The organism is Sphingobacterium sp. IITKGP-BTPF85, assembly GCF_001006065.1.
In the GTDB taxonomy this organism is placed as follows: Bacteria; Bacteroidota; Bacteroidia; order Sphingobacteriales; family Sphingobacteriaceae; genus Sphingobacterium; species Sphingobacterium anhuiense.
In genome coordinates, this window is the sequence record NZ_ASZT02000073.1 from 1 (window position 1) to 25,438 (window position 25,438).

At 35.9% G+C, this 25,438-nt stretch carries 21 protein-coding genes and 3 pseudogenes; 18 read left to right on the plus strand and 6 right to left on the minus strand.

The window, feature by feature from the left end; translation table 11 throughout:
- Window positions 1–975: hypothetical protein (locus tag L950_RS30215; protein WP_021190726.1), on the plus strand; the 975-nt coding region annotated here is incomplete at its 5' end.
- Window positions 976–980: 5 nt separating this feature from the next.
- Here L950_RS30215 and rsgA read toward each other — a convergent pair.
- Window positions 981–1,901, minus strand: a complete 921-nt coding sequence (gene rsgA / locus L950_RS14690; RefSeq protein ID WP_021190727.1) for a ribosome small subunit-dependent GTPase A — start codon at window positions 1,899–1,901, stop codon at window positions 981–983.
- A gap of 109 nt (window positions 1,902–2,010) precedes the next feature.
- Between rsgA and polA the strand changes: the two are divergent.
- From polA to L950_RS14755, 13 genes and pseudogenes are all read left to right on the plus strand, one after another.
- A pseudogene (gene polA, locus L950_RS26595) lies at window positions 2,011–4,794 on the plus strand (DNA polymerase I).
- A gap of 22 nt (window positions 4,795–4,816) precedes the next feature.
- Window positions 4,817–5,920 carry a toxin-antitoxin system YwqK family antitoxin gene (locus tag L950_RS14710; RefSeq protein WP_021190728.1) on the plus strand — a complete coding sequence of 368 codons (1,104 nt, stop codon included), beginning with the start codon at window positions 4,817–4,819 and terminating at the stop codon, window positions 5,918–5,920.
- A gap of 35 nt (window positions 5,921–5,955) precedes the next feature.
- Window positions 5,956–6,609: a phosphatidylserine decarboxylase family protein gene (locus L950_RS14715; RefSeq protein WP_021190729.1), complete on the plus strand. Its 654-nt coding sequence runs from the start codon at window positions 5,956–5,958 to the stop codon at window positions 6,607–6,609.
- A 69-nt stretch (window positions 6,610–6,678) separates the two neighbouring features.
- The gene (locus L950_RS14720; protein ID WP_316930657.1) at window positions 6,679–7,491 is read left to right on the plus strand and encodes a sensor histidine kinase; all 813 of its coding nucleotides are present in this window, start codon (window positions 6,679–6,681) and stop codon (window positions 7,489–7,491) included.
- Window positions 7,482–7,712: an ATP-binding protein gene (locus L950_RS36645; RefSeq protein WP_316930659.1), complete on the plus strand. Its 231-nt coding sequence runs from the start codon at window positions 7,482–7,484 to the stop codon at window positions 7,710–7,712. Before L950_RS14720 ends, L950_RS36645 begins: the two co-directional genes overlap by 10 nt.
- Before the next feature lie 89 nt (window positions 7,713–7,801).
- Window positions 7,802–8,449 carry a DUF47 domain-containing protein gene (locus L950_RS14725; protein ID WP_021190730.1) on the plus strand — a complete coding sequence of 216 codons (648 nt, stop codon included), beginning with the start codon at window positions 7,802–7,804 and terminating at the stop codon, window positions 8,447–8,449.
- A 32-nt stretch (window positions 8,450–8,481) separates the two neighbouring features.
- Window positions 8,482–9,489, plus strand: a complete 1,008-nt coding sequence (locus tag L950_RS14730; RefSeq protein ID WP_031288712.1) for an inorganic phosphate transporter — start codon at window positions 8,482–8,484, stop codon at window positions 9,487–9,489.
- Between the two features lie 249 nt (window positions 9,490–9,738).
- On the plus strand, window positions 9,739–11,115 hold the full coding sequence (locus L950_RS14735; protein ID WP_021190732.1) for an OmpA family protein: 1,377 nt from the start codon (window positions 9,739–9,741) through the stop codon (window positions 11,113–11,115).
- Between the two features lie 178 nt (window positions 11,116–11,293).
- Window positions 11,294–12,699: pseudogene (locus L950_RS14740) on the plus strand (tetratricopeptide repeat protein).
- Entirely contained in the window at window positions 12,700–12,876 is a 177-nt protein-coding gene (locus L950_RS36650; protein WP_021190733.1) for a hypothetical protein, read from the plus strand.
- A 20-nt stretch (window positions 12,877–12,896) separates the two neighbouring features.
- A complete protein-coding gene (locus tag L950_RS14745) occupies window positions 12,897–13,442 on the plus strand; it encodes a shikimate dehydrogenase family protein (protein WP_021190734.1) in 546 nt (181 codons plus the stop codon).
- An 82-nt stretch (window positions 13,443–13,524) separates the two neighbouring features.
- Window positions 13,525–14,166 (plus strand): MBL fold metallo-hydrolase, encoded by a 642-nt coding sequence (locus tag L950_RS14750; protein WP_021190735.1) that lies wholly within the window; start codon window positions 13,525–13,527, stop codon window positions 14,164–14,166.
- A 5-nt stretch (window positions 14,167–14,171) separates the two neighbouring features.
- Complete coding sequence (locus tag L950_RS14755) at window positions 14,172–15,401, plus strand: FtsX-like permease family protein (protein ID WP_021190736.1); 1,230 nt, start codon at window positions 14,172–14,174, stop codon at window positions 15,399–15,401.
- A gap of 8 nt (window positions 15,402–15,409) precedes the next feature.
- Here the strand turns inward: L950_RS14755 and L950_RS14760 are convergent, their stop codons facing one another.
- Together L950_RS14760 and L950_RS14765 are read right to left on the minus strand one after the other, a co-directional pair.
- The gene (locus L950_RS14760) at window positions 15,410–16,042 is read right to left on the minus strand and encodes a hypothetical protein (protein ID WP_021190737.1); all 633 of its coding nucleotides are present in this window, start codon (window positions 16,040–16,042) and stop codon (window positions 15,410–15,412) included.
- Between the two features lie 62 nt (window positions 16,043–16,104).
- Window positions 16,105–16,386, minus strand: a complete 282-nt coding sequence (locus L950_RS14765) for a NifU family protein (RefSeq protein ID WP_021190738.1) — start codon at window positions 16,384–16,386, stop codon at window positions 16,105–16,107.
- 399 nt (window positions 16,387–16,785) lie between these two features.
- Between L950_RS14765 and L950_RS14770 the strand changes: the two genes are divergently transcribed.
- The 4 genes from L950_RS14770 (at window position 16,786) to L950_RS14785 (ending at window position 19,714) form a co-directional block, all read left to right on the plus strand.
- Window positions 16,786–17,556: an outer membrane protein assembly factor BamD gene (locus L950_RS14770; protein ID WP_021190739.1), complete on the plus strand. Its 771-nt coding sequence runs from the start codon at window positions 16,786–16,788 to the stop codon at window positions 17,554–17,556.
- A complete protein-coding gene (locus L950_RS14775; protein WP_021190740.1) occupies window positions 17,540–17,869 on the plus strand; it encodes a DNA-directed RNA polymerase subunit omega in 330 nt (109 codons plus the stop codon). The genes L950_RS14770 and L950_RS14775 overlap by 17 nt, the downstream gene beginning before the upstream one ends.
- A gap of 20 nt (window positions 17,870–17,889) precedes the next feature.
- Window positions 17,890–19,101 (plus strand): bifunctional phosphopantothenoylcysteine decarboxylase/phosphopantothenate--cysteine ligase CoaBC, encoded by a 1,212-nt coding sequence (gene coaBC / locus L950_RS14780; RefSeq protein ID WP_021190741.1) that lies wholly within the window; start codon window positions 17,890–17,892, stop codon window positions 19,099–19,101.
- A gap of 223 nt (window positions 19,102–19,324) precedes the next feature.
- Window positions 19,325–19,714 carry an SRPBCC domain-containing protein gene (locus L950_RS14785; RefSeq protein WP_021190742.1) on the plus strand — a complete coding sequence of 130 codons (390 nt, stop codon included), beginning with the start codon at window positions 19,325–19,327 and terminating at the stop codon, window positions 19,712–19,714.
- 37 nt (window positions 19,715–19,751) lie between these two features.
- Here L950_RS14785 and L950_RS14790 read toward each other — a convergent pair whose 3' ends face one another.
- The 3 genes and pseudogenes from L950_RS14790 to L950_RS14800 form a co-directional block, all read right to left on the minus strand.
- The gene (locus tag L950_RS14790) at window positions 19,752–21,056 is read right to left on the minus strand and encodes a TolC family protein (protein WP_021190743.1); all 1,305 of its coding nucleotides are present in this window, start codon (window positions 21,054–21,056) and stop codon (window positions 19,752–19,754) included.
- A 1-nt stretch (window position 21,057) separates the two neighbouring features.
- Window positions 21,058–24,134 (minus strand): annotated as a pseudogene (locus L950_RS14795) (efflux RND transporter permease subunit).
- Between the two features lie 9 nt (window positions 24,135–24,143).
- On the minus strand, window positions 24,144–25,202 hold the full coding sequence (locus L950_RS14800) for an efflux RND transporter periplasmic adaptor subunit (RefSeq protein ID WP_031288714.1): 1,059 nt from the start codon (window positions 25,200–25,202) through the stop codon (window positions 24,144–24,146).
- Window positions 25,203–25,438 lie beyond the last annotated feature (236 nt).

Consider the following 25,438-nt stretch of genomic DNA (forward strand, 5'->3'; position numbering starts at 1 on the left):
AAAAACATCATACAAAATATCGTTGTTAACCAATACCTTACCAAAGGAGATACCGCACTGGCAAGTTTAGCAGCAGTAAAGGGAGATATTTTTTATAACCATGGATACGTTAATGACACACTTGAAAACAACATGCAATACAGTACCATTCGGTTTTGGCAAGAAGATTTAACTCCCAAAACCTTAATACAAGTTCAAAGGTATATACAGTCTCCTGAAAAACAGACGAAAATGGTCCAGTTTCTACTTGAAGATATTAAAAAAGTAAACAGTAATTATTTAACTGAATTGATAGGGACAGCATATTTAAGAGAATTAGACTTTACAAATGCCGTAAAAACTTTCAAAAATTTACCAGGAACCTATAAATCAAAAGAATACAGCAATTGGTATGCGGAAGAAACAATTGCTCCAAATCCATTTATCGTTACGATCAATGATTATCCTAAAAAGATTGGACAATCAAGTATGACAAAACTTGAATATGCAGCTCGAATGCTCAAGTACCAGACATTAATAAAGGATGAACAAAACAATGGTAAAAAAGCCGATTACTATTTTCATATGGCTAATGGCATATATCAAACAAGCACCTATGGTAATGCCTGGTCTTTAGTATCGTACAGTTGGTCATCATATGACAACAATGCCAAACCAGACAGGTATTGGGAAAGAAACTACAAACAGGCAAAAACTGCAAAAGAGTGGTACCTAAAAGCTCGAGAATTGGCTACAAGCCTGGACTTTAAAGCCAAGTGTACCTTTATGCTAGCAAAGTGCGAACAGAAAGACTTCGAGTTAAAAGACGACATGAGATGGACATACTATGAAAATAGTAGTGAAAACCCATTTTACAAGTTCTCATTACATAATAAATACTTTCATCAATTAAAATCACAATACAGTAAGACTGCATTTTACCAAACTGCAGTCCACGAATGTACTTATTTAAGAGACTTTATAGCCAGTAAATAATACATTTACATCCGATTGTTCTCGTTATGGTAGATACTTAAATAACTATCATAACGAGAGGATTCGATTTCTCCCTCTTCTACAGCTTCTATAACGACACAACCTGGTTCATTCACATGTCGACAATTGTCAAATCGACATTGGTTCATTAGCGCTCGCATTTCTGGAAAGAAATGTGATAATTCCTGCTTTTCGATATCGACAATTCCTAACTCACGTATCCCAGGAGTATCGATTAATTTTCCACCAAAAGGAAGGTCATACATCTCTGCAAAAGTTGTGGTATGCTTTCCTTTATCAGACCAGTCTGAAATATCACCTGTCTTAACGGCGTATTCTGGAACAATTGAATTCAGTAATGTAGATTTTCCTACTCCCGAATGTCCGGAAATTAAAGTGGTTTTATCTTTAAGCACTTCCTTTAATTGATCTATATTCACGCCGTTCAAAGCTGAAACTTCGTAACATGGATAACCGATTCGCTCATAGATACTCTTATAGTCCTGTAAAATAGCTAGTCCCTCATCACTGAACAAATCCAGCTTATTGAAAATCAAAACAGCAGGTATACCATATGCTTCTGTAGTAACTAAGAAACGATCGATAAAACCAAGAGAAGTAGGAGGAGAAGCCAATGTTACAACTAAAAAGGCTTGATCCAGATTCGCACCAATAATCTGTGTTTGCTTCGAAAGGTTGACAGATTTACGGATAATATAGTTACGTCTAGGTTCCAATTCATTGATAACAGCACTTTCAAGATCCGGTTCTACTTCAAAATGTACCCAATCTCCAACAGCAACAGGGTTAGTACTTTTAATACCTTTGGTACGAAATTTCCCTTTTATACGACAGTCATAACGTTGTTCATCCTCACCCAGCACCTGATACCAACTACCCGTAGATTTGGTTACTAATCCTCTCATATAAGTTCCTTTTGTGCATATATCATCTTACAAAAATCGTAAAAATTTATTAAACTTAAGGTTTATCGTTTTTATTATCTTTGTAAGAGTTACCTTAAAATTAGCATTCGTGAAAAAACTATTTCTTCTAGATGGAATGGCCCTGATTTACAGAGCCTATTTTGCATTAAACAAAACACCTCGTATTACCTCTAATGGTTTAAATACCGGTGCGATAATGGGATTTACTAACACTTTGTTAGAAATATTAAAAAATCAGAAACCATCTCATTTAGCAGTAGTGTTTGATACTGAAGCACCCACAGCACGTCATATTGAATTTGAATCGTACAAGGCACACCGCGAAAAGATGCCTGAAGATCTTTCAGCATCAATACCCTATATCTTCAAATTAATCACCGGTTTTAATATTCCCATTATTACAAAGGACGGTTACGAGGCCGATGATATCATCGGAACGCTTGCAAAAAAAGCAGAAAAAAAAGGCTTCACCGTTTACTGTATGACGCCAGATAAAGATTTTGGACAGCTTGTGTCTGAAATATCTTTATCTACAAACCTGCCCGTATGGGTAATGGTGCTGAAATACAAGGGGTAAAAGAAATTCTTGAAAAATGGGAAATAACAGACGTCAATCAGGTGATCGATATATTAGGTCTTTGGGGTGATGCTGTTGACAATATACCCGGAATACCGGGTATCGGTGAAAAAACAGCTAAAAAATTGATCCAAGAATTTGATCAATGGAAATATCATTGCAAATGCAGATAAATTGAAAGGCAAACAACGTGAAAACGTTGAAAATTATGCTGAACAAGGTTTGATTTCAAAAAAATTAGCCACCATCCTGCTGGATGTCCCGGTAGAACTTGAAGAAGAAAACTTATTAATAGAAGAACCTAATAAAGAAATACTAGAACCCTTATTCAACGAACTCGAATTTAGAACAATAGTTAAACGTGTTTTTGGAGAAACCAATAGTGTAGCAGATGCTCCTAGAAGTACAAATGGTCAAATGGATTTATTTTCATTGCCACAACAGATAGATACAGAAGAAGGAGTACCGTACACAGGGCCAGTCAATAGCCTTGAGAACACTCCACATGATTATATTTTAGTGAATACCAAAGAGGAGCAAGAAGCACTAGCAAAACAACTAGCAACACTTTCCAGCTTCTGTTTTGATACTGAATCTACGGGTTTAGATGCTAATTTGGCCGCTATTGTAGGTCTTTCTTTTGCTTTTGAAAAAGGAAAGGCATATTATGTGCCAACCCCCGCGGATCGTGACCAAGCGCAGGAGGTGATCAATATTTTTAAACCTGTTTTAGAAAATGAACAAATAGAAAAAATAGGGCAAAATATCAAATACGACATTTTGTTATTAGCGAGATATCAGGTAGCAGTAAAAGGCCCTATTTTCGATACGATGCTGGCGCACTATTTAATTGATCCGGACACCAGACATGGTATGGATGTACTTGCCGAAAACTATCTTAATTATAAGCCCCTTTCTATCACAGAACTAATTGGTAGCAAAGGAAAAAAACAAGGTAATATGCGCGATGTTGAGCTGGAGATCATCAAGGAATATGCCGCCGAAGATGCCGATATTACTTTACAGCTCAAAGAAATCTTCAAACCACTACTGGAGGAAACAAATACGCTAAATTTAGCAAATGAAGTCGAGTTTCCATTAGTATATGTTTTATCAGAGATAGAACGAAACGGTGTTCGGATCGATACCGATGCATTACAACAGTTCTCACAAAATCTTGAAATAGATATCCGACAATTGGAGGAGACTATCTATGAAAAAGCAGGTGTTAATTTCAATATCGCTTCACCAAAACAACTTGGAGAAGTGCTTTTTGATAAATTAAAATTAGATCCAAAAGCGAAAAAGACCAAAACAGGTCAATATAAAACAGGCGAAGATGTTTTATTGGCTTTAGCTTATAAATCGGATATCGTACAAGATATATTAAGTTTTAGACAGCTACAAAAACTAAAATCGACCTATGTAGATGCACTCCCTGGTTTAATTAATCCTGATACCGGTTTAATTCATACTTCATACAATCAAGCTGTCGCTGCGACCGGCCGTTTAAGTTCAACCAATCCCAACTTGCAAAATATTCCGATTCGCACAGAAAGAGGCCGTGAGGTTAGAAAAGCATTTATTCCGCGTCATGAAAATAATGTTATACTCTCTGCCGATTATTCTCAAATTGAACTGCGTCTCATTGCAGAGTTGAGTAAAGATCCAAATATGATGGAAGCATTTACTTCCGGTCATGACATTCACCGCGCCACAGCAGCCAGAGTTTATGGTTTAGAGCTAGAGGAGGTAACATCAGATCAACGTAGAAATGCAAAAGCAGTAAACTTTGGTATTATCTATGGGCAATCTGCATTTGGGCTATCCCAAAGTCTTGCTATTCCCCGCAAAGAAGCAGCAGAAATTATTGATCAGTACTTTAGTCAATATGCCGGGATAAAAAAATACATGAGCGAGGTTTTAGACTTTGCAAAAGAAAATGGATATGTGGAAACAATCCTCAAAAGAAGACGTTATTTAAGAGATATCAACTCGGCCAATATGACTGTTAGGGGCTTTGCTGAACGAAATGCCATTAATGCTCCTATTCAGGGATCGGCAGCAGATTTAATTAAAATAGCCATGCTTGGAATCCAGAAAGCGATTACCGAGCAGGGATTATCCGGCAAGATGATTATGCAGGTACATGATGAGCTTGTTTTTGATATCCCAGAAAATGAGGTAGAAATTTTTAAAGAAATCATCCAAACAAAAATGACGACCGCGATTAAGACAGAAATTCCACTGGTAGTAGAGATTGGACAGGGTAAAAACTGGCTGGAAGCACATTAATAACATTTTGTAAACAAGAATTATGAAAAAATTTCTGTTCATATTATCATCCTTGATTTTGTTGCTAAATTTTGCCTTTGGACAAGAAAAAGCAATCTATTATGAAAAATTAGATAGCAATATGTTCCGATTCTATTTTGATAAGAATTATTATTTAGCTGACAAATCTTGTGAGTTCAAATCCATAGAACGTGTTGCGACATTAAATCCGAAGACGCAAAAATTTGACGGTGCATTTAAAGACTTTAATAACAATGGCCGCTTAATTCTAGAGGGAACCTATATTGACGGAAGTAAAGAAGGTCCTTTTAAAGCTTATCATCCAAATGGGATCGTAAAATGGGAAGCGATATTTAAGAATGATATGCCGATGGGTAACGTTATACATCGTTACCCAAGTGATAAAGTGGCTATGGAGCTTTTGTATACCGATAGCGTTATCTTGATTCAGGATTTTTGGCTTCCAGATGGAACACAGAAAGTAAAAAACGGGGAAGGAAACTACTCCTTTTCAATACCATTTGAAGGTTACAATCAATATGGTTTCGAATATTATCTTGGAAAAGGAAAAATTAAAAACGGCAAACAGGATGGAAATTGGCAAATATTGGGTCATGATAGAGGAGGAAAGGAAACGTTAATAGCTATAGAAAAATATCAAAACGGCAATCTACTAATCGCAGAGGATTACTTTTTAGACAATAATTACCGACATAGTAAATTTGGCATTATTCCCTATGATAATTTTTCTAGAGGAGAATTTCTTACATTCAAAGCATGTAATTTTGACGATTTCTCTAACTTCAATATGCTCATTAGTAAAGAACTAACCAATTCAATGATCCTAATCAGTGCTGAAAACTTTACAGAAGAGAGTTTTGAATACAAAACTAAATTAGATAAAGAAGGGAATCCTTCAAAAGTAGATTTTATAAAAAAGACATCCTCTGAAAATCTTAATAACATACTAGAACAATTAATTGCGGATATCAGCTTCTATTATCCATCATTAGAAAATGGTAAACCAATAGCTGATATGATTACAGTGGCAGGTAAAATGTACAAAAATTCGGAAGGTAAAATTGAAGTCTTACCGATAATAATTCATCGAGAAAAAGGACAATAGGACTATTTGATTATATTTGCAAAAAACTTATAGACATGAAATTTCACAAAGAAGGATATACAAGTCTGGCAATTACTGTTTTAGTGATACTTATTGCTAACGCAATCGCGGACTACTATGATGCTCCTGGAGTTATTAAATGGATTATTTACATCCTTTCAGCATTTCTTTTTATTACGATTGTTCAATTTTTCCGTAGTCCAACAAAACGAATCGTTGTACAGGAAGGAACGATCTTATGTCCTGCAGATGGAAAAGTTGTTGTGATTGAGGAAACAGAAGAGAATGAATATTTTCATGACAGAAGATTACAGGTTTCCATCTTCATGTCACCTATAAATGTACACGTAAATCGTAACCCTATTTCTGGGATGGTCAGCTATTTCAAATACCATCCAGGAAAGTTTTTAGTGGCTTGGCATCCAAAATCTTCAACAGACAATGAAAGAACAACTGTAGTTGTTAAAAATGCTAATGGTGTAGAAGTTCTTTTTAGACAAATCGCAGGAGCACTTGCCCGTCGTATTGTTTGGTATGTAAAAGAAAATGATCATGTAACGCAAGGTTCAGAATTTGGCTTTATTAAATTCGGATCTCGCGTAGATTTATTCCTTCCTTTGGGAACACAGATCGATGTCAATATTGGCGATAAAGTAGTGGGAGGTAAAACAATCATAGGAAAATTATAACAATTTATTAATAAAGGAATCACTAACTTAGGCTTTGGTATTTTTACTAAAGCCTTTTTTATTACATACATGAATTTTAGACAGCTTGTTTTAAATTGTTCATTAGCCGTAGGATTAGCTATTTCTGCTGTTAGTTTTTACTATCATTCGGACTGGAAATCTTTCCTCATTATTTTCGCCGTTTCTACGCTAATCAGTTTTCTCATGTTCAACTTTGTATTTGAACGCTATATTTATAAAAGGATCAATACCATGTACAAACTGATTCATAACCTAAAATTAGGTAAGGATCTAAAGGACGCATTGGGTGAACATGTTACAGCAGATCCCATCGGAGATGCAGAAAATGAGGTCAAGGCATGGGCAAAAGCAAAGAAAATAGAAATAGAACAACTTAGATCACAGGAGAAGTTTCGAAGAGAATTTTTGTCAAATGTGTCACACGAGTTTAAAACTCCCTTATTTTCCATACAAGGATATATAGAAACATTACAGGATGGGCTGATGGAAGAAGATATCGAGATGGCTAAGACATTTCTAAACAAAGCATCTAAAAATGTAGATCGTTTGAATTACCTCATTCAAGATTTAGACGAAATCTCAAAACTTGAATCTGGTAAAATGGTTTTAAATATCGAAAAATTTGATATCGTAGAACTTATTAAAGAGACAAAAGAATCTCTAGATGACAAAGCAAAAGCACATAATATAGAGATTCAACTAAAAACTAAACCTGGTACTCCCTACTGGGTGAAAGCCGACAAGTATAAGATTAGTCAAGTACTTGTCAATTTAATTGAGAATTCCATTAAATATGGTAAGAACGGGGGCAAAAGCCAAATCAGGATATTCCCGCTATTTGAACAAGTTTGGTGGAGATAACAGATGATGGTTATGGAATTGAAGAGAAAAATCTAAGCCGTGTTTTCGAACGATTTTATAGAATCGATAAAAGTAGATCTAGGGGAATAGGTGGTTCTGGCCTTGGTTTATCCATTGTTAAACACATTATTGAAGCGCATCAGCAAAATGTAAATGTAAGAAGTACAGAAGGTATAGGTACAACATTTGGGTTTACTTTAGAAAAAGTTTCGCAGATCTAATGTTAACAAAACGCAACTTAACATTCCTCAAAACTTAACATTAACTTAACATTAACTTAGTAATTTCGCAAAAAATAATTAATAATGATATGTCTTTAAATAGCATTTTTCAGTATTTCGTTCCTAAGGATAAAAAGTTTTTCCCTTTATTTGAACAAGCAGGTAGTAATTTGATAGAAATGTCTAAGCTACTTAAAGAAGCCGTTAACGCTAGTGACGCGGAAAAACGTAAAGAAATCGTTCGCAAAATCGAAGATTTAGAACATAAAGGTGACAACATCACACACCAAATACACTTAGAATTAGGTAAAAATTTTATCACTCCTTTTGACCGTGAGGACATCCACGCATTAGCAAGCTCACTAGACGACGTTGCTGACTTCATCAATGGTGCTTCTAATAAAATGGATCTATACAAGGTTCAAAAAGCAACTGAACCCATGATAGAAATGGCGGATCTGATCGTTGAGGCTACTGACCATGTTGCAAAAGCAATTTTTGAATTAAAAGATTTAAAAAATATTCGTAACATCACAGATTCTTGTGTTCGTATCAACAGTGTTGAAAATAAAGCTGATTATATATTTGACAAAGCGGTAGCTGATTTATTCGAATTCGAAAAAGATGCGATTACTTTAATTAAACACAAAGAAGTATTATCTGCAATGGAAGACGCTACAGACAAATGTGAAGACGTAGCAAACGTATTAGAAAGCATCTTGGTTAAAAACGCATAATTGCGAATTTAGCATATTAACACATTCATATTATGATGTCAACATTATTAATTGTTGTAATTATACTAGCGATTGCTTTTGACTACATTAATGGTTTTCATGATGCGGCCAACTCAATTGCTACAGTTGTTTCAACAAAAGTACTAACCCCCTTTATGGCAGTATTGTGGGCCGCGATTTTCAACTTCGCAGCTTACTTTTATTTTACCGACCATAAAGTGGCCAATACAGTTGCAAAAACTGTATTAGAAGAATATATTACATTAGAAGTTATTTTTGCTGGTTTATTAGCCGCGATAGGTTGGAACCTTTTCACTTGGTACTATGGTGTACCATCCAGCTCTTCTCACACGCTTATTGGAGGATTTGCAGGTTCAGGTATGGCTTATGCTTTCATTGTAGGTGGAGATCCAATCCATGCGATTAACATTGATGCAACATTAAAAATCATTGCATTTATTGTCCTCGCCCCATTATCGATGATCATATCCATTATCATTACACTTGTCATTATTAATATTGCCAAAAACTCAAGACCTGCAGTGGCAGAGAAATGGTTTAAAGTATTGCAACTCGTTTCTTCTGCAGCATTAAGTTTTGCTCACGGTGGTAATGATGCGCAAAAAGTAATGGGTATCATCTTAGTTGCGATGGTTGCAGGAGGTTATTTACCAAACACAGAGCACATGCCCGAGTGGATTCCATTAACATGTTACCTAGCAATTTCATTGGGAACAATGAGTGGTGGTTGGAAAATTGTAAAAACAATGGGTACTAAAATTACAAAAGTGACTCCTTTGGAAGGTGTAGCAGCAGAAACTGCAGGTGCCTTGACTTTAGGACTTACTGAACACTTCGGTATTCCAGCTTCTACTACACATACCATTACCGGTTCAATTATCGGGGTAGGTATTGTTAAAAGAGTATCGGCAGTAAGATGGGGGGTTACCATTAGTTTATTATGGGCCTGGGTATTAACTATTCCTGTCTCTGCATTGCTTGGGGCGATCACATTGTTTATTATACACTACATATTGTAATAATTTAAAGTATTTTCTCAAAAAAACATAAAGTAAAACAAAAATTTGGTACATTCGTCCGGATTTTTGTTTTACTGCTTTGCAATAAAAGCGCAAAAAATTAGTTTTTATTATAGTAAGAATTAAAACAATTGATCCAATTTTAATTTCGGCACGGTGTTTGATTATTTCAAAACTGTGATTGCATTTTAAACAATTACATAATAAAAAAGAACAATTAAAATTTAATAATAACCTTAAAACAAGAGTATGAACTATTCTACAATTAAAAAAACAGCTGTTGCTGCTTCCTTAGTTGCCGCTTTAGGCTTCGCTGATGTAGCACAAGCTCAAACTGTATTTGGTGGAAGATCACAATACAGAACTTGGTCAATCGGTGTTCAAGGTGGTATCACTACACCTAATACTTTGATCGGTGGATCTAACAACTTCGGTCAGAAAGTTGGTTATTTCCAAAATAAAGTAGGTGAATATTACGGGTTAACAGTTCGTAAACAATTCTCTCACTTATTCGGTTTAGAATTAGAAGGTAACCGTGGTTCAATCAAAACTTACAACCATAATGTATCTGGTCCTGTTGCAGAAAATTCGTTAGGAGCACAATCAGCTAAAACTGATGTTAACTGGGCAGCTAGCTTAAATGGTGTATTCCAATTAGGTACAATCGACTTCTTAAGAAGAGAAAATTCTGTTAATTTCTATGCTAAAGTTGGTTTTGGTGTATTAGCTAACAACCCTGTTCAGTTCAAAAATAATGAATTTGGTGGTGGCGAAGTTTATAACAACAAAGGTAAATGGGGTTCTGAAATCTTCGGAGATCGTGAAGCAGTTGGAGATAGAGATTATAAGTTAACTGCTTACGTTCCTGTAGGTGTTGGTGCTAAATTCAAATTATCTGAAGTTGTTGCATTAAACTTAGGCTATACAATGAACTTTACTGATGACAACTTATTGTTTGGCCCAGGTCGTTCTGATGTTAAAGGTAAATTCTCTAATGTATACGGTGGTTTAGAATTCACTTTAGGTTCAAGAGACAAACAAAACTTGACTTTTGCTAACCCAGTTGCTACAATGTATGATGAGTTGAAAGATCCTTCATTACGTAACGAAGTTGAAGCTTTAAAACAACGCGTATCTACTTTAGAAGGTACAGTTAATGCTTTAAATACTGATTCTGATGGTGACGGTGTTTCTGATAAATTCGATAAAGAGCCTAACTCTCCTGCAGGTGCAGTAGTTGATGGATCTGGTCGTCAAATCAAATTCCCTGAGCCAGTTGCAAATGAATTCACTTCATCAAACGGTTACGTTGCTCCTATTCAATTTGAATTTGATAGCTCTGTATTGAAAACTCAATCATACGCTACATTAGACAAAGTTGCTAAAGAAGTACGTGATAACAACTCATCTGTTACTTTAGATGGTTATGCATCTGCTGAAGGTTCTGAAGCTTACAACGTTTCTTTATCTAAAGACCGTGCTAACGCAGTAAAACAATACTTAGTTAACGCTGGTGTTGCTTCTTCTAAAATCACAGCTAACGGTTACGGTGAGGCTAATCCAGTAGCATCTAATGCAACTGAAGAAGGTCGTGTTCAAAACCGTCGTGTTGAGATCAAAAAATAATTATAGCTAACATATAATTTAGAAAGCCGATTCGCAAGAATCGGCTTTTTTATTTTGCATACTTTAATCCGTATCTTTGTAAAGTGAAATTAATTTTGTTAGTAAATTAATTAGACATAGTTATTAAAAATCACTATTTTCAACTAAGTTGGGTTTATTGATAGATTAAACAAGGATGATGGAAGAGGAATTTGATTTTGAATCCCCTGAGGAAAGAAAAATTTCGGTGGATCGGTACGAAGAAATGATTAGGAACGAAGACCAATATTTCTTTGATTCCAAAGCATTTGAAGGGATTATAGACTATTACATTGAAAAAAATGATCCTATAAAAGCATTACAGGTTGCCGATTACGCAATTAATCAGCACCCTTTTGATATTACATTTTTACTCAAACAGGCACAGCTGTATTCTTCAACACAGCAATTTGATAAAGCATTGCATGCACTGGCAAAAGCGGAATTGTTAGAACCCTCTGAAGGAGATATTTTTTTTATCCGAGGTGGAGTCTATGGTTCTAGAGGACAATTTAACGAAGCCAAGGAGCAATTATTCCAAGCATTGAGCCTTTCTGACAATAAAGATGAAATCTATTTCCACATTAGCGTAGTTTATCAGGGAGAAGGTGATTTTGAAAAAGCGATATACTATTTAAAGAAAACGCTTGAACTCAATATGGAAAATCAAGAAGCACTTTATGAACTCGCTTACTGCTATGACATATTGGACAAACAAGAAGAGAGCGTAGAGTTTTACAAAAAATACATCGATTCTGAGCCTTACTCTTATTATGCCTGGTATAACCTAGGTAACGCATATCACAAGCTTACGCAATATCCGGAAGCTATTGATGCTTACGATTATGCTATTTTAATTAAAGAAAATTTTTCTTCAGCATACTTTAATAAAGGAAATGCTTTAGTAAACCTTGATCGCTACCAGGAGGCTCTAGAGGTGTATAAACAAACTTTTGAATATGAAAAACCTAGCGCCGACACTTACTGCGCTATAGGGGAGTGCCTAGAAAAATTAGAGCAAATGGAAGAAGCTCGAGTTTTCTATAAAAAGCAGTCAAAATGGACGGTGATTTAGCTGATGCCTGGTTTGGGATAGGCGTTACACTAGACTTTGAAGAAAGACACTTTGAATCACTCCATTTTTATAAAAAAGCACTTGAACTTGACGATGCCAATCCAGATTACTGGTTTGCAATCGCGGATGCTCGCTATAAATTAAAACAGATTGATCTTGCACAAGAAGCCTATGCTAAGGTTGTCGCATTAAACCCGTTAGATGTTGATGCCTGGTTAGATTATTCTTCGATCTTCTTTGAACAAGATAAAGTAGATGAGGCAATTGAAATTGTATCGGAGGCTATTACGAATAACCCAGAAGCTGCCGAATTATATTTTAGAATGGTAGCCTATTTATTTGCTAATGGCAAGTATAATGATGCTATTGTGTTTCTTGAATTAGGTTTGGCAACTGACCCTGAAAAACATCACATTCTTTTTGATTATCTTCCGCAATTGCAAGGCAATCATATTATTTCAGAAATCATAAAAAAATATACTCCTAAATAAATGAAGAAATTAGGACTCATCGGTTTTCCATTAGGACATTCATTTTCTAAAAAATACTATCTGGATAAATTTGATAAAGAAATTATTACAGATATTAACTATGATCTATACAGTATAGAAGACATTCGGGAATTTGAGCGGATTTTTAACGATCAGAACTTTATGGTGTTAATGTAACAATACCACATAAGATCAATGTGCTACCTTATCTTCAGGAGCTATCTCCTGAGGCCGAAGCAATTCAGGCGGTCAACTGTATTCAGATTAAACATACTCCGTCAGGACCTTATTTAAAAGGCTTCAATACGGATGTTTACGGCTTTAAGGAATCGCTGAAACCACTGCTGGAAGAGCAACATACAAAAGCATTGATTCTAGGCAATGGAGGTGCAGCGAAAGCTGTGGAGTATGCATTAAATGAACTTGGAATTACTTATAAATTTGTTAGCCGAAATAAAAGTGAAAATAATCTGATCTACAGCGAACTTGATGCCGACATCCTCAACGAACATTATATTATTATTAACTGTTCGCCTGTTGGAACTTTCCCTAATATTGAAGATGCGCCCAATATTCCCTATGAATATATTGGCAATAAACATTTATTATACGATCTTGTTTATAATCCAGCAGAAACCGCATTTCTTAAAAAAGGGAAAAACAATGGTGCAAAAATTAAGAATGGACTGGAAATGCTTGAGCTTCAGGCAGAAAAAAATTGGGAAATTTGGAATGAATTGTAATTACAATTATTCATTCACAGTGGCCTTATAGAAGATCAGTTGAATACCTTACATTCGAAATAAAACTTTATTTTTACAAATTATGTTGCAGATCAAGACTTTTACCTTTAACCCTTACCAAGAAAATACGTACCTCATTTATGATGAACAAAAAAACTGTGTCATCATTGATCCCGGCATGTATGGACCTGCTGATGAAAGAACGTTGACAGACTTCATTGAGCAAAATAGTTTAAACCCAAAGATCTTATTAAATACACATTGTCACATTGACCATGTTCTAGGTAATAGATTTATATTTGACACTTATGGTCTTTATCCCCAGTTTCATGAGGGAGAACTTCCGGTATTGATCGAGGTACAGAACTATGCTCCACAAATGGGTTTCAGGTATGATATCTCCCCGATTGGAGAAACATTTCTTACTGAAGAAAATGTGATAAAGATTGGTGATCATGAATTGAAAATTATATTTGCTCCTGGTCATTCCCCTGCTCATTTATGCTTTTATAGTGAGCCGCAAAAATTTCTGATTGGCGGCGATGTTTTATTTAAAAACAGCATTGGTAGAACAGATCTTCCAGGAGGTAACCATGATTTGTTATTAAAGAATATCAAGGAAAAAATATATATACTTCCCGATGAAGTTACTATTTATCCTGGGCATGGACCGACTACGACCATCGGTTTTGAAAAAGCGACCAATCCATTTATTAGAGGCTAATCACAATGAACTTACCATACCTTTTTGCTAAAAGATACTTATTTTCAAAAAAATCTGTTAATGCGATCAACATTATATCAGGTATTAGCATCGTTGGCGTTATGGTAAGCAGTGCGGCACTCATTATCTTACTTTCTTCATTTAACGGTATGGAAAACCTGATAATTTCCATGTACAGCCAATTTGTGCCAGAAATAAAGATAGAACCTGCCCAAGGAAAGCTGTTTGATGCAAATCAACCTCCTATCCTTGCGCTAAAGAAAGATTCCAATGTAATCGATTACACCGAAGTACTGCAGGAAAAGGTACTATTGGAATACGATAACCGCCAGTATATTGGTACTATTAAAGGTATTCAGGCAAATTCAATAGACCATAAAAGCAAAGACAGTTTATTAATAAGTGGAAGTTATACCTTGCAAACTGACAGTATTCCATCTGCCGTTATTGGAGCAGGTGTTCAAGCAAACTTGGGAGTATCTATTCACGGTGGCCTCCGTAATATTGATGTATATTCACCTAGAAAGGGAGCTAAAAATGCAGCAAATCCTGCCGATGAATTTAATATCAGATCTATACAGCCAAAAGGAATATTAAAAAGTCAACAAGATTTTGACAATTTAATTATCACCCCAATTTCCTTTGCACAAGAAGTGCTTGGAGAATATGATCGCGTTTCAGCAATTGAATTTTATATAAAAGACAAAGCAAATCTTCAACATTTCAAAAAGAAACTACAGACGGATCTTGGAGAAAAATATGTTGTAAAAAACAGGGAAGAACAAAATCCGACTCTTTATAAAAATGTTCGCGTTGAAAGATGGGCCGTATTTTTTATTTTGACATTGATCAGTATAATTGCCCTTTTCAATATTGTAGGATCATTAACCATGCTCGTACTAGATAAAAAAGAAGATATGAACATCTTAAAGAATCTCGGTGCTAACAGCTCGTTAATACAAAGAATATTTTTCTATGAAGGACTAATGATATCCTTAGTGGGTTGTGTAACGGGCTTGCTAATTGGTTACATCTTTTGTTATTTACAAATAAACTATGGTATCATAAAAGTGGAAGAGGGAGCTAATATGTTAATTGACAGCTACCCCATTGCAATCCGTTGGACAGACTTTGTCATCGTCTTCTTTACCATAACAAGTATAGCCGGATTAATTGCCTATTTTACTTCGAAAATAAGTGTACTGGAATTAAATAAATTAGAAGCGACAGAATAAAGGATAGTTTACTTCCCTTTTTTCCCTTTGGAAATTTGTTGAATTAAGCTGCCCCAAGCAAAAGGGTTTAATAGAGGATTCGCATACCGCTGATTAATAACTTTATTATTCATACTGCGATGATTATCATTTACATTATAATTATGCATCTCATCGGCAGTTCGTGGTACTCTAGCTGCCAAAGCATCTAAAGATTCCTTCGACAAATTTCGCTTCGCACGAATAATATTGTCTGAATCAACCTCCAGATTCATAAATGCAATGTTAAATTCCTCAATACTTGCCCAAGGATAAGGTGTCACCATCGGTAACTCCGTAATCAGATTTTTCATAACGATCGCAGTGGACAAACGATCACCCTGAATATTTGGAATAACATACCTTAAGGTCTCATAACCGACAGATGTAAAACGGAGCGTGTCTCCGACATGCGCTACAAAAGAGAAAAAGCCCTCGTTATTGGCCATATAGGCTTCATTGCGAAAGCTTTCATTCGTTATAGTTGTATAGCCCACAGGAAGACCAGAGCTAATCGTTTCTACAATACCACTAAACTGCAAGATTTTACGCTCTTGGGAATATGAAGCATACCCAGAGAGGATGAAAAATAGAACAAAAATAAAGTGGTAGTTGAATTTCATAGCACAAATCTAAGACATTAACAGTTACACTGCTGTTAAATTGTGTTAATTAAAGCGGTCAATTATAATGCCTTAGGTGTCGGCAAACTAGCATTAGGGTCATTCATGTCCGTAATATTAATCGCTTCCACAGCAGTAATTTCAGGCACAGCCTTTCTAATAGCTTGTTCAAGACCAGCCTTAAAAGTCATAATACTCATAGAGCATGAAGCACATGCTCCTAATAATTTCAAACGAACAACATTATCTGCAGTGATTTCTTCCACACTAACATCACCACCATCAGTTTCCAAATACGGTCTAATTGTATCCAATGCTTGTTCAACTCTTTCTTTTAATGTCATACTAAAAACAATTTGAATGTAAATATAATCAAAATTTACTAAAATGATAAGAAGACTATCCGATTGATACTGTTTTTAAACAAGCAAATGACAATAGTATTAACATTCCAGAATTTATGGTTAAAAAAAGTTAATATGATTAAATTCATTGTATAGCTTCCAATATTGCACTATATTGCAACATAAAAATTTAATTGATTAGTATTACAAATTCACTTATCTTTGTAAAATGTTTTTAAATAGGCGTATAGCGGCTTTATGTGCCGGAATTTTGTTATTGGTATCGTTCAGTAGCTGTAAGAGTAAGTTTGAGAAGTTGCGAGCAAGCAATAATATCGCTCAGAAGTACGAAGAAGCGGTAAAACTATACGAAAACAAAAATATAGCAAGGCTTTAATATTGTTCGAAGATTTAAGAACTAAATTTAGAGGACAGGCCGAAGCAGAAAATTTATATTATTTCACAGCTTTTGCAAGCTACAGACTAAAGGATTATACCTCTGCACGTTATCATTTTAAAGATTTCGCAGATGTTTATCCCAATAGTCCTAGAGCCGAAGAATGTCGTTTTATGTCCGCATATTGTTATTATCTAGATTCTCCAAAGTCAAGTCTTGACCAAGAGAATACAAGGAAAGCAATCGATGCACTACAGTTATTTGTCAATTTGTATCCTGAATCTGAAAGGGCAAAAGAAGCTGGTGAATTAATTCAAAAGCTGCGTGATAAATTAGAGCTTAAAGCATTTTCAAATGCTAGGTTGCTCTATGACATGGGATTAAACGATGACTATAGAGCTGCTGTGATTGCATTGCAAAATGTATTGAAAGCCTATCCTGATACCAAGTATGCAGAAGAAATTGAGTACCTTACGGTTAAGTCTCAGTATAAACTTGCAACTCAGAGTAGTCCTGTCAAGCAAGCAGATCGCTTTTCTGAAGTTATTGACTATTATCGCTCTTTTGCAATGTCATTCCCGAATAGCAAATATATGAAGGAAGTTGAATCTCTTCGTGATAGCGCCGAGAAAAAAATGAAAACTGCGGCGACCTACATGGCAACTGTTAATAAAGCCATAGCCGAACAAGAAAAAGAAAGAAAAGCAGCAATAGCCGCTAAAGAAAATAAAGATAATAAAGATAATACCCAAAAAAATGAGTCAAAAAAATAACAGCACTGTAGCAACTTCAACTGTAACTCGTGATTTAAGACAATTAGACACCGTTACCGACAATATTTATGAGTCAATCGTAGTGATCAGCAAACGTGCTAATCAAATTTCTGTTGACATCAAAGAGGAGTTGAATAGCAAACTTGCAGAATTTGCTACTAACAATGATAACTTAGAAGAGGTATTCGAAAACCGTGAGCAAATTGAAATCTCAAAACACTATGAGCGTATGCCAAAAGCTACACTTATTGCGATTGATGAATTCTTACACGATAAGGTTTATTTCAGAAATCCCTCTAAAGAGCAAGAATAATTTGCTTTATCTCAGTTGATATGAGCTTAGCTAAAAAAAATATTGTGATTGCTGTATGCGGTAGTATTGCCGCATACAAAATTGCACATTTGACTAGACTGCTAGTTAAAGAAAAAGCGAATGTTCAGATCATTATGACAAAAGAAGCGGCTGAATTTATTACGCCACTCACGTTGTCAACCCTTTCAAATAACCCCGTTTTAATCGATTATTTCGATCCTAAAACAGGGGAATGGAATAATCATGTCCATATCGGATTACAATCTGATCTGATACTGGTTGCACCAGCAACTGCCAATACTATTGGAAAACTCGCAAATGGAATCTGTGATAGCTTATTAACTGCGGTCTACCTATCTGCAAAATGTACTGTGTTTATAGCTCCTGCGATGGATCTAGACATGTGGAAACATCCCTCGACTCAAAACAATATCCGCTTACTCCAATCCTATGGAAACAGAATAATTCATCCCGGTAATGGAGAACTAGCTAGCGGCTTAATTGGAGAAGGAAGACTTGCAGAACCTGAAGAAATTTTAGATTTTATTACGCAAAGCTTTTCTCCTCAACTCCCTTTAAGCGGAAGGAATGCATTAGTCACTGCTGGACCTACATATGAAGCGATAGACCCTGTACGATTTATTGGGAATCATTCTAGTGGAAAAATGGGATATGCTTTAGCAAAACAGCTTGTAGCTCTTGGTGCTAAGGTAACCTTAATCAGTGGACCTACCGCTTTAGACGCCCCGCAAAACGTAGATCGTATTCAAGTTACTTCTGCACATGAAATGCTTGAAGCTGTCGTACAACATTTTTCACAATCAGACATTATTGTTATGAGTGCTGCTGTTGCGGATTATACTCCGATCGAAGTTGCTTCGCAGAAAATAAAAAAGAAAGAAGATCAATTCTCCATTGCACTCAAGAAAACGACAGATATTCTAGCATCTATCGGAACTAAGAAAACAGAAAAACAGCTCTTAATCGGCTTTGCTTTAGAAACAAATAACGAAGTTGAGCATGCAAAAGATAAATTAATGCGTAAAAACCTGGATTTCATTGTCTTAAATTCAATGCAGGATAAAGGAGCAGGTTTTGCAACAGATACCAATAAAGTAACTGTAATTGACCGTTTTCAGCATATTCAAGAATTTACATTAAAATCAAAAGAAGATGTTGCAAAAGATATTTGTCAACTGATCGTACAACACCCTATTTTAACTCAAAAATAGTACTATTAACTATAGCTTCTCCTCAAAAGCCGAACAAGATACTATTCCATCATAATTAAAACTGATCAGATATTGCACGAGCTCTTACCAAGCTGTTCCCTGTTAGATCACCCCATCATAAAACAAATAACAGTTTTCTAAATATTTTCCAAGAGCCTTTTTCATTCAAGAAAAGATTAAAATAGATGAAGGCACTCTTTCATAATTAACGTATTTTTGTGCTATGAAAGATTTCAAAAAATATTATATAATACCTGCAGAGCCAGAAGAAATATACCTAGCACTGACGACGGACATTACCATACGTCTTTGGACAGGTGATTTAGTAGAAATCGATCCTGTTATCGGTGGTGAGTTCTCGATGTGGGATGGTGCTATCACAGGAAAATTTATCGATTTGGTTCCCAATAAAACGATTGTTCAGCAATGGTATTTTGGAGAAGAAGAGGCTGATTCCATTGTTACTATCAAACTACATGAACACAAAAAAGGAACTTCAGTCGAGATAAACCACGTCAATATACCTGATGAAGCTTATGATGATATTGTTGATGGATGGGATGATCCATACATGAGCTCTTTATTAGACTTCTATACAGAAGATGGACGTTAAGAGCCCTTTTAAGGCTCTTAGCTTATTTATAAAAGAGTTAGAGGTCCAAGTTACCGACTAATTCTTTTAAACCTATCTCAGACAGCTTAGCCTGATAGCTAGCCTCTTTAAGCCTGCTCATAGCATTTACATAGTTTTCTTGAGCATCTCTAAATTCAACTGCACTTATCGTACCTATCTTATACTTGTCTAAAGTTATATTTAAATTTTGCTTTGCGATTTTTTCATTTCGCTCTTCCAGTTTAGCTAAGCTGATATTTGTCACATAGCTTTGATATGCTTTCAAAATAGTGGCATTAATGAGTTCTTTGGATCTCTCAATTTGAATCGAGGCTTTTTCCACCATTTGTTTAGCCACTCGCTCACTCCTCCGTTGATTAAAACCATCGAAAATATTCATCGATGCCGTTACACCATAAGTCAAACCTCTTGCATTAGATTGAGAAACAAATCCCAAACTAGATTCTGATGACGAAAAGTTATAGCCAGAATTAAGACGGACAACAGGTAAGCGTTTCGAGCGGACATCCTTTTGCTCCAGCTCGGCCAAACGTTTATCCAATTTGATTAATTGAAGCTCGATGTTTTGATTAGTAGCCTGTTCTAATAAAGCATTAATTTCCAAATTCTCATTGAATTGAAACTCATATTGAACCTCAAAATCTATCGTTAAATCCCGAGCCATCAATCTATTTAACTCCGTTTTCAAATTGGCAATAGTTTCCAATTTTTTTAATCGCAAGGATTGGTCCGCATTTAAGTTCACCTGTACATTGAGAACTTCCAATTTAGAAGCTTTTCCAATTTGAAAACGATTTTCTGCCGTTTTTAAACGATCAGTGGAAATAACTATTGAAGAATCTATGGTGTGCAAAAGATTCTCTTCCAGAACAATTGTATAATACATATTCAGCACATCGCCAACAGTTGTTAAAATGATCGATTTCAACTCGAGGTCACCCCTTGCTTTCAGTTGATTCAATTTCTCGTACCGCGCAAACATACCAAAGCCATCAAAAATGGTCCAGCCTAAACTAACACCATAATTCATGCTGTTATTTTTTGCGTTTTCCAACTCTCTCACCTCACCTGTACTTTGTGTTTGCTTGGAATTCTGATTACTGTTGCTCTGGCTAAAATTTGCAGTAAGACTTGGTAAGATTCCAGCATTCCCATATGTTGCATTTTCCTTAGCGATGATCACATCCTTCTTTGTCAGCAATACATCAAAATTATTTTCCATAGCTATAGCAACTGCATCGTGAGCAGTAAGTACATTTTGTGAGAAAGCACTGCCTACAGGAATAAAAAGCAAGGCTAGTAGATAAAAAATCTTATTCATATTAATCTTCAATATTCGTCAGTTCAGGATTGTGTTTCTTTATTCTAGACCACAGTAAATAGATTGCAGGAATCACAAATAAAGTCAATACGAGCGAAAACGTAGTTCCTCCTACGATAACAACACCCATTCCTATACGACTTGTAGAGGCTGCTCCCAATGACAAGGCAATCGGCAAGGCTCCAAGCGCGATTGCTAGAGACGTCATTAAAATCGGGCGTAATCGTCCAGCAGAAGCCTCAACAATTGCATCATATTTAGATTTCCCCTCTTCTCTTAACTGATTGGCAAATTCTACAATTAGAATACCATTTTTCGTTACCAGCCCAATCAACATAATCGTTCCAATCTGACTAAATATATTCCAAGACTGACCAAATAACCAAAGTGAAAATAATGCTCCTGCAACGGCTAGTGGTACTGTAATAATAATGACGAAAGGGTCAATAAAACTTTCGAATTGCGCTGCTAAAATCAAATAAATTAAAAGTAAAGCCAAACCAAAGGCAAACATTGTATTGGATCCACTCTCTTTAAAATCTCTCGACTCACCACCTAAATCTGTCGTAAAAGTCTCATCCAGTACCTTGGCTTTAATCCGGTCCATTGCTTCTATTCCTTCTCCTAAACTCTTTCCTGGGGCTAAACCAGCAGAAACAGTAGCAGACATGTAGCGATTATTATGATAGAGCTGAGGAGGACTGCTCCGTTCCTCAATCTTTACAATATTATCCAACTGAATCAATTGTCCATCCTTGTTCTTAACAAAGATCGAGGCAAGGTCGAGTGGCGTACTCGTATCTTTTTTATCAAACTGACCAATAACTTGGTACTGACGCCCATTCATCATAAAATACCCAAATCGCTGTCCAGAAAGAGACATTTGTAATGTTTGAGCAACATCTAATATAGAAACACCTAAACTTAGGGCCTTTTCACGGTCAATATTGACATAAAGCTCAGGTTTATTGAATTTCAAATTAACATCAGAGATTGAAAAAGTTGGATCATCATTCACCGCGTCCATAAATTCAGGTATTTTCTCTTCCAACTTCTGAAAATTAGGAGCCTGTATAATATATTGAACAGGTAGCCCTCCTCTTCTATTCACAGAGATAGTCGGTTGTTCCATAACTGAAACCTTAGCTTCAGAAGAAGATCGCGTCAAACGGGACAAATCACGTGCTATTTCCGCCTGCGTACGCTCTCGGTCCTCCTGCTGTACAAGACCAAGACGAATCATACCACTATTAGCCGCGGCTGACCCAAATCCGGGAGAAGTAATCACCAAACTGACATCTTTTTCAGGAACTGAATCATTGACAAGAGTTGTTAATTCAGTCATAAAACGATCCATATAATCATAAGATACACCCTCAGGAGCAGTGACTCGCACTGTCAGATAGCTTCTATCGTCATAGGGTGCCGTTTCCTTTGGTAATAAGCTAAAGAAAAGATAAATAAGACCAAAACAAGCTAAAACAATTGGATAACTGATCCATTTCTTTTTCAGAAATTTTATCAGAGAACTTGCATATCCATCTGTTAGCGCCACAAAATAAGGTTCTGTCCGATCATAAAATTTGGTTTTCTTCTGTTCTCCGCCCTTCATTAAATAAGCATTCAACATCGGAGTCAATGTTAAGGAGACAAATGCTGAGATAAGTACAGCAGCTCCAATAACGATTCCGAACTCCCTAAAAGCCTCCCTACGAATCCCTCTAAAAAAACCACAGGTAAGAATACAGCAGCAAGTGTAATAGAAATCGATATAACAGCAAAGAAAATTTCATTAGAACCTTTAATAGCCGCCTGAATAGGAGACATACCTTCTTCCACTTTCTTAAATATATTTTCTGTGACGACGATACCATCATCAACAACAAGTCCTGTGGCAAGAACAATCGCTAATAACGTTAACACATTAATCGAGAACCCACAGAGATACATCACAAAAAATGTAGCAATTAATGAAACAGGTATATCAATTAAAGGTCGAAATGCAATCGACCAATCCCGAAAGAATAAGAAAATGATGAGGACCACCAGTACAACAGAAATCAATAATGTTTCCGCGACTTCTAGAACGGCACGCTTAACAAAAAGCGTATTATCAAGCGCTATTTTCATGACAATATCATCAGGGAGGTCCTTTTTCAACTGATCAAATTCCTTGTGGAAACTTTTTGCAATTTCCAGATAATTCGTGCCGGGCTGTGGGATCACAGCCATACTCAACATGGGTAATCCTGAGTCAGACATTTTAGTTTCGAAATTTTCAGCCTCTAGCGCAGCCTTCCCAACATCACTCAGACGGATAATACTATTTCCTGTCGATTTAATAATAATATTATTAAACTCCTCTTCCGAAGCCAAGTTACCGATGGTCTTTACTGTCAGCTCCGTGTTAGAACCCGTTAATTTACCAGAAGGTAATTCAACATTCTGTAGGTTTAAAGCAGATCGCACATCCAGAACAGTAACACCATAAGAATTCAATTTGACTGGATCTAGCCAAAGTCGCATAGCATATTTCTTCTGCCCCCAAATTTGTACCGAACTAACTCCTGGAATTGTCTGAAGACGTTGTGAAATCGTATTTTCAGCATAATCAGACAATTCCAAAATATTCTTTTCAGAACTTTGCACTGTCATGGTAATAATAGGTTCAGAGTCTGCATCAGCTTTTGATACCACAGGTGCTGCATCAATATCCTGAGGTAGACTTCGAACAGCCTGTGACACCTTATCGCGCACATCATTTGCCGCTTCCTCTAGGTTTTTACCTAGATTAAATTCCACCGTTATATTACTAGTACCTTGATTACTCGATGAGGAAATATTTCGGATCCCATCGATGGAATTAATAGCCTTTTCCAAAGGTTCCGTAATCTGAGACTCGATAATATCGGCATTAGCACCAGCGTAACTTGTCCTAACCGATATTTGAGCCGGGTCAATAGAAGGGAATTCTCGTACACCCAAGTAGGAATAACCAATGATACCAAATAAGATCAACATCAAATTCAGTACAATAGTTAATACTGGGCGTTTAATACTTGTTGTAGATAAACTCATATAACACGATTAACGTAATGTAACCTTCACTTTAACATCATTCTTCAGCGACATTACTCCTGTAGTCAAAACAGTATCACCGTTTATTAAACCAGACAATACATTCACCTTATCCTTATTTCTTCCTCCTGTTTCTACAATCACCTCTCTTGCTTTCCCCTCTTTTACAACAAATACTTTCTTTCCATTCTGTATAGGAATTAGTGCTTCGGAAGGAACCATTAAAGCATCATCAATGCTCTCCAGTGGTAAGATCACATTCACAAAGACACCAGGAACAAATTTATTATTTGAATTATCAGCACGAGCTTTTATTAGTAAAGTTCGAGTTGTCAAATCAACAGCAGGATCAATAGCAAAAATTTCTGCTGCAAAAACCTCCTTAGATTCAGGAATTGTAAATGAAATCTTTTTACCCACCGACACTCTGTTTACATACTTCTCTGGGATCGCAAATGATAATTTAACACGATCTGACTTTACAAGTTTCGCAATAGGGGTAGTAGGAGTGATATATGCGCCTTTAGATACAGATCGCAAACCAATTATTCCAGAAAATGGTGCCCGTATATATGTTTTAGATAATTGTGCTTCGATATATGCGATTTGCGATTTCGCCGTTCTATAATCAGCACTTGCAATATCATACTCCTCTTGACTAATCGCCTCTTTCTCCAGTAGCAGTTTTGCTCTTCGTTCATTTTCCGAAGTCAATTGCGTTCTTGTTTTAGCTTGCTCTAATTGTGCTAATAAATCTGAGGCAACGATTTTCACAAGTATAGCACCTTTGTTTACGCGACTTCCTTCAGAAAAATTTAATTGATCTATTAATCCAGAAACCTCAGAACGAATTTCCACTTGTTCATCTGGTTCAATGGTACCTGTCAGATTAAGGTTATCAGCGAACGATTCAGCAAAAATAACAGCACCATATACAGACATGGTACCCGCTTTTCCTTTTCCGGCTGTCGGAACTTCATTCTTCTCTTTATTTGTCGTTATTCTTTGCCAGATCAAGTATCCAAATACAAGAATTAGTAGCGCAATGACAATATATTTAATTTTCATAATCCAGTATAGCATATAGAAATGCGTAAAATACATTTCAATATTCAAGTTTATAAAAATTTAACGACTAAATAAGTAGAACTTCGTAATATTGTTATGATAATAACAGAATAAATAATACCATCATAAATTCCAATTGTACAATTACAGATCTATAAAAAAGCATTATACAGCAAAAAGCCTCTAGAATATAATTCTAGAGGCTTTGTATAAAAAAAGGCATCGACCTACTCTCC

What these genes read in the sequence shown, in the direction of transcription:
- coaBC (WP_021190741.1), top strand. Translation starts at nt 17,890, where the DNA reads ATGAGCTTAGCTAAAAAAAATATTGTGATTGCTGTATGCGGTAGTATT.
- L950_RS14750 (WP_021190735.1), top strand. Translation starts at nt 13,525, where the DNA reads ATGTTGCAGATCAAGACTTTTACCTTTAACCCTTACCAAGAAAATACG.
- L950_RS14735 (WP_021190732.1), top strand. Translation starts at nt 9,739, where the DNA reads ATGAACTATTCTACAATTAAAAAAACAGCTGTTGCTGCTTCCTTAGTT.
- L950_RS14755 (WP_021190736.1), top strand. Translation starts at nt 14,172, where the DNA reads ATGAACTTACCATACCTTTTTGCTAAAAGATACTTATTTTCAAAAAAA.
- L950_RS14720 (WP_316930657.1), top strand. Translation starts at nt 6,679, where the DNA reads ATGAATTTTAGACAGCTTGTTTTAAATTGTTCATTAGCCGTAGGATTA.
- L950_RS14760 (WP_021190737.1), bottom strand. Translation starts at nt 16,042, where the DNA reads ATGAAATTCAACTACCACTTTATTTTTGTTCTATTTTTCATCCTCTCT.
- L950_RS14775 (WP_021190740.1), top strand. Translation starts at nt 17,540, where the DNA reads ATGAGTCAAAAAAATAACAGCACTGTAGCAACTTCAACTGTAACTCGT.
- L950_RS14790 (WP_021190743.1), bottom strand. Translation starts at nt 21,056, where the DNA reads ATGAATAAGATTTTTTATCTACTAGCCTTGCTTTTTATTCCTGTAGGC.
- L950_RS14710 (WP_021190728.1), top strand. Translation starts at nt 4,817, where the DNA reads ATGAAAAAATTTCTGTTCATATTATCATCCTTGATTTTGTTGCTAAAT.
- L950_RS14725 (WP_021190730.1), top strand. Translation starts at nt 7,802, where the DNA reads ATGTCTTTAAATAGCATTTTTCAGTATTTCGTTCCTAAGGATAAAAAG.
- L950_RS14785 (WP_021190742.1), top strand. Translation starts at nt 19,325, where the DNA reads ATGAAAGATTTCAAAAAATATTATATAATACCTGCAGAGCCAGAAGAA.
- rsgA (WP_021190727.1), bottom strand. Translation starts at nt 1,901, where the DNA reads ATGAGAGGATTAGTAACCAAATCTACGGGTAGTTGGTATCAGGTGCTG.
- L950_RS14715 (WP_021190729.1), top strand. Translation starts at nt 5,956, where the DNA reads ATGAAATTTCACAAAGAAGGATATACAAGTCTGGCAATTACTGTTTTA.
- L950_RS14730 (WP_031288712.1), top strand. Translation starts at nt 8,482, where the DNA reads ATGATGTCAACATTATTAATTGTTGTAATTATACTAGCGATTGCTTTT.
- L950_RS14800 (WP_031288714.1), bottom strand. Translation starts at nt 25,202, where the DNA reads ATGAAAATTAAATATATTGTCATTGCGCTACTAATTCTTGTATTTGGA.
- L950_RS14765 (WP_021190738.1), bottom strand. Translation starts at nt 16,386, where the DNA reads ATGACATTAAAAGAAAGAGTTGAACAAGCATTGGATACAATTAGACCG.
- L950_RS36650 (WP_021190733.1), top strand. Translation starts at nt 12,700, where the DNA reads ATGAAGAAATTAGGACTCATCGGTTTTCCATTAGGACATTCATTTTCT.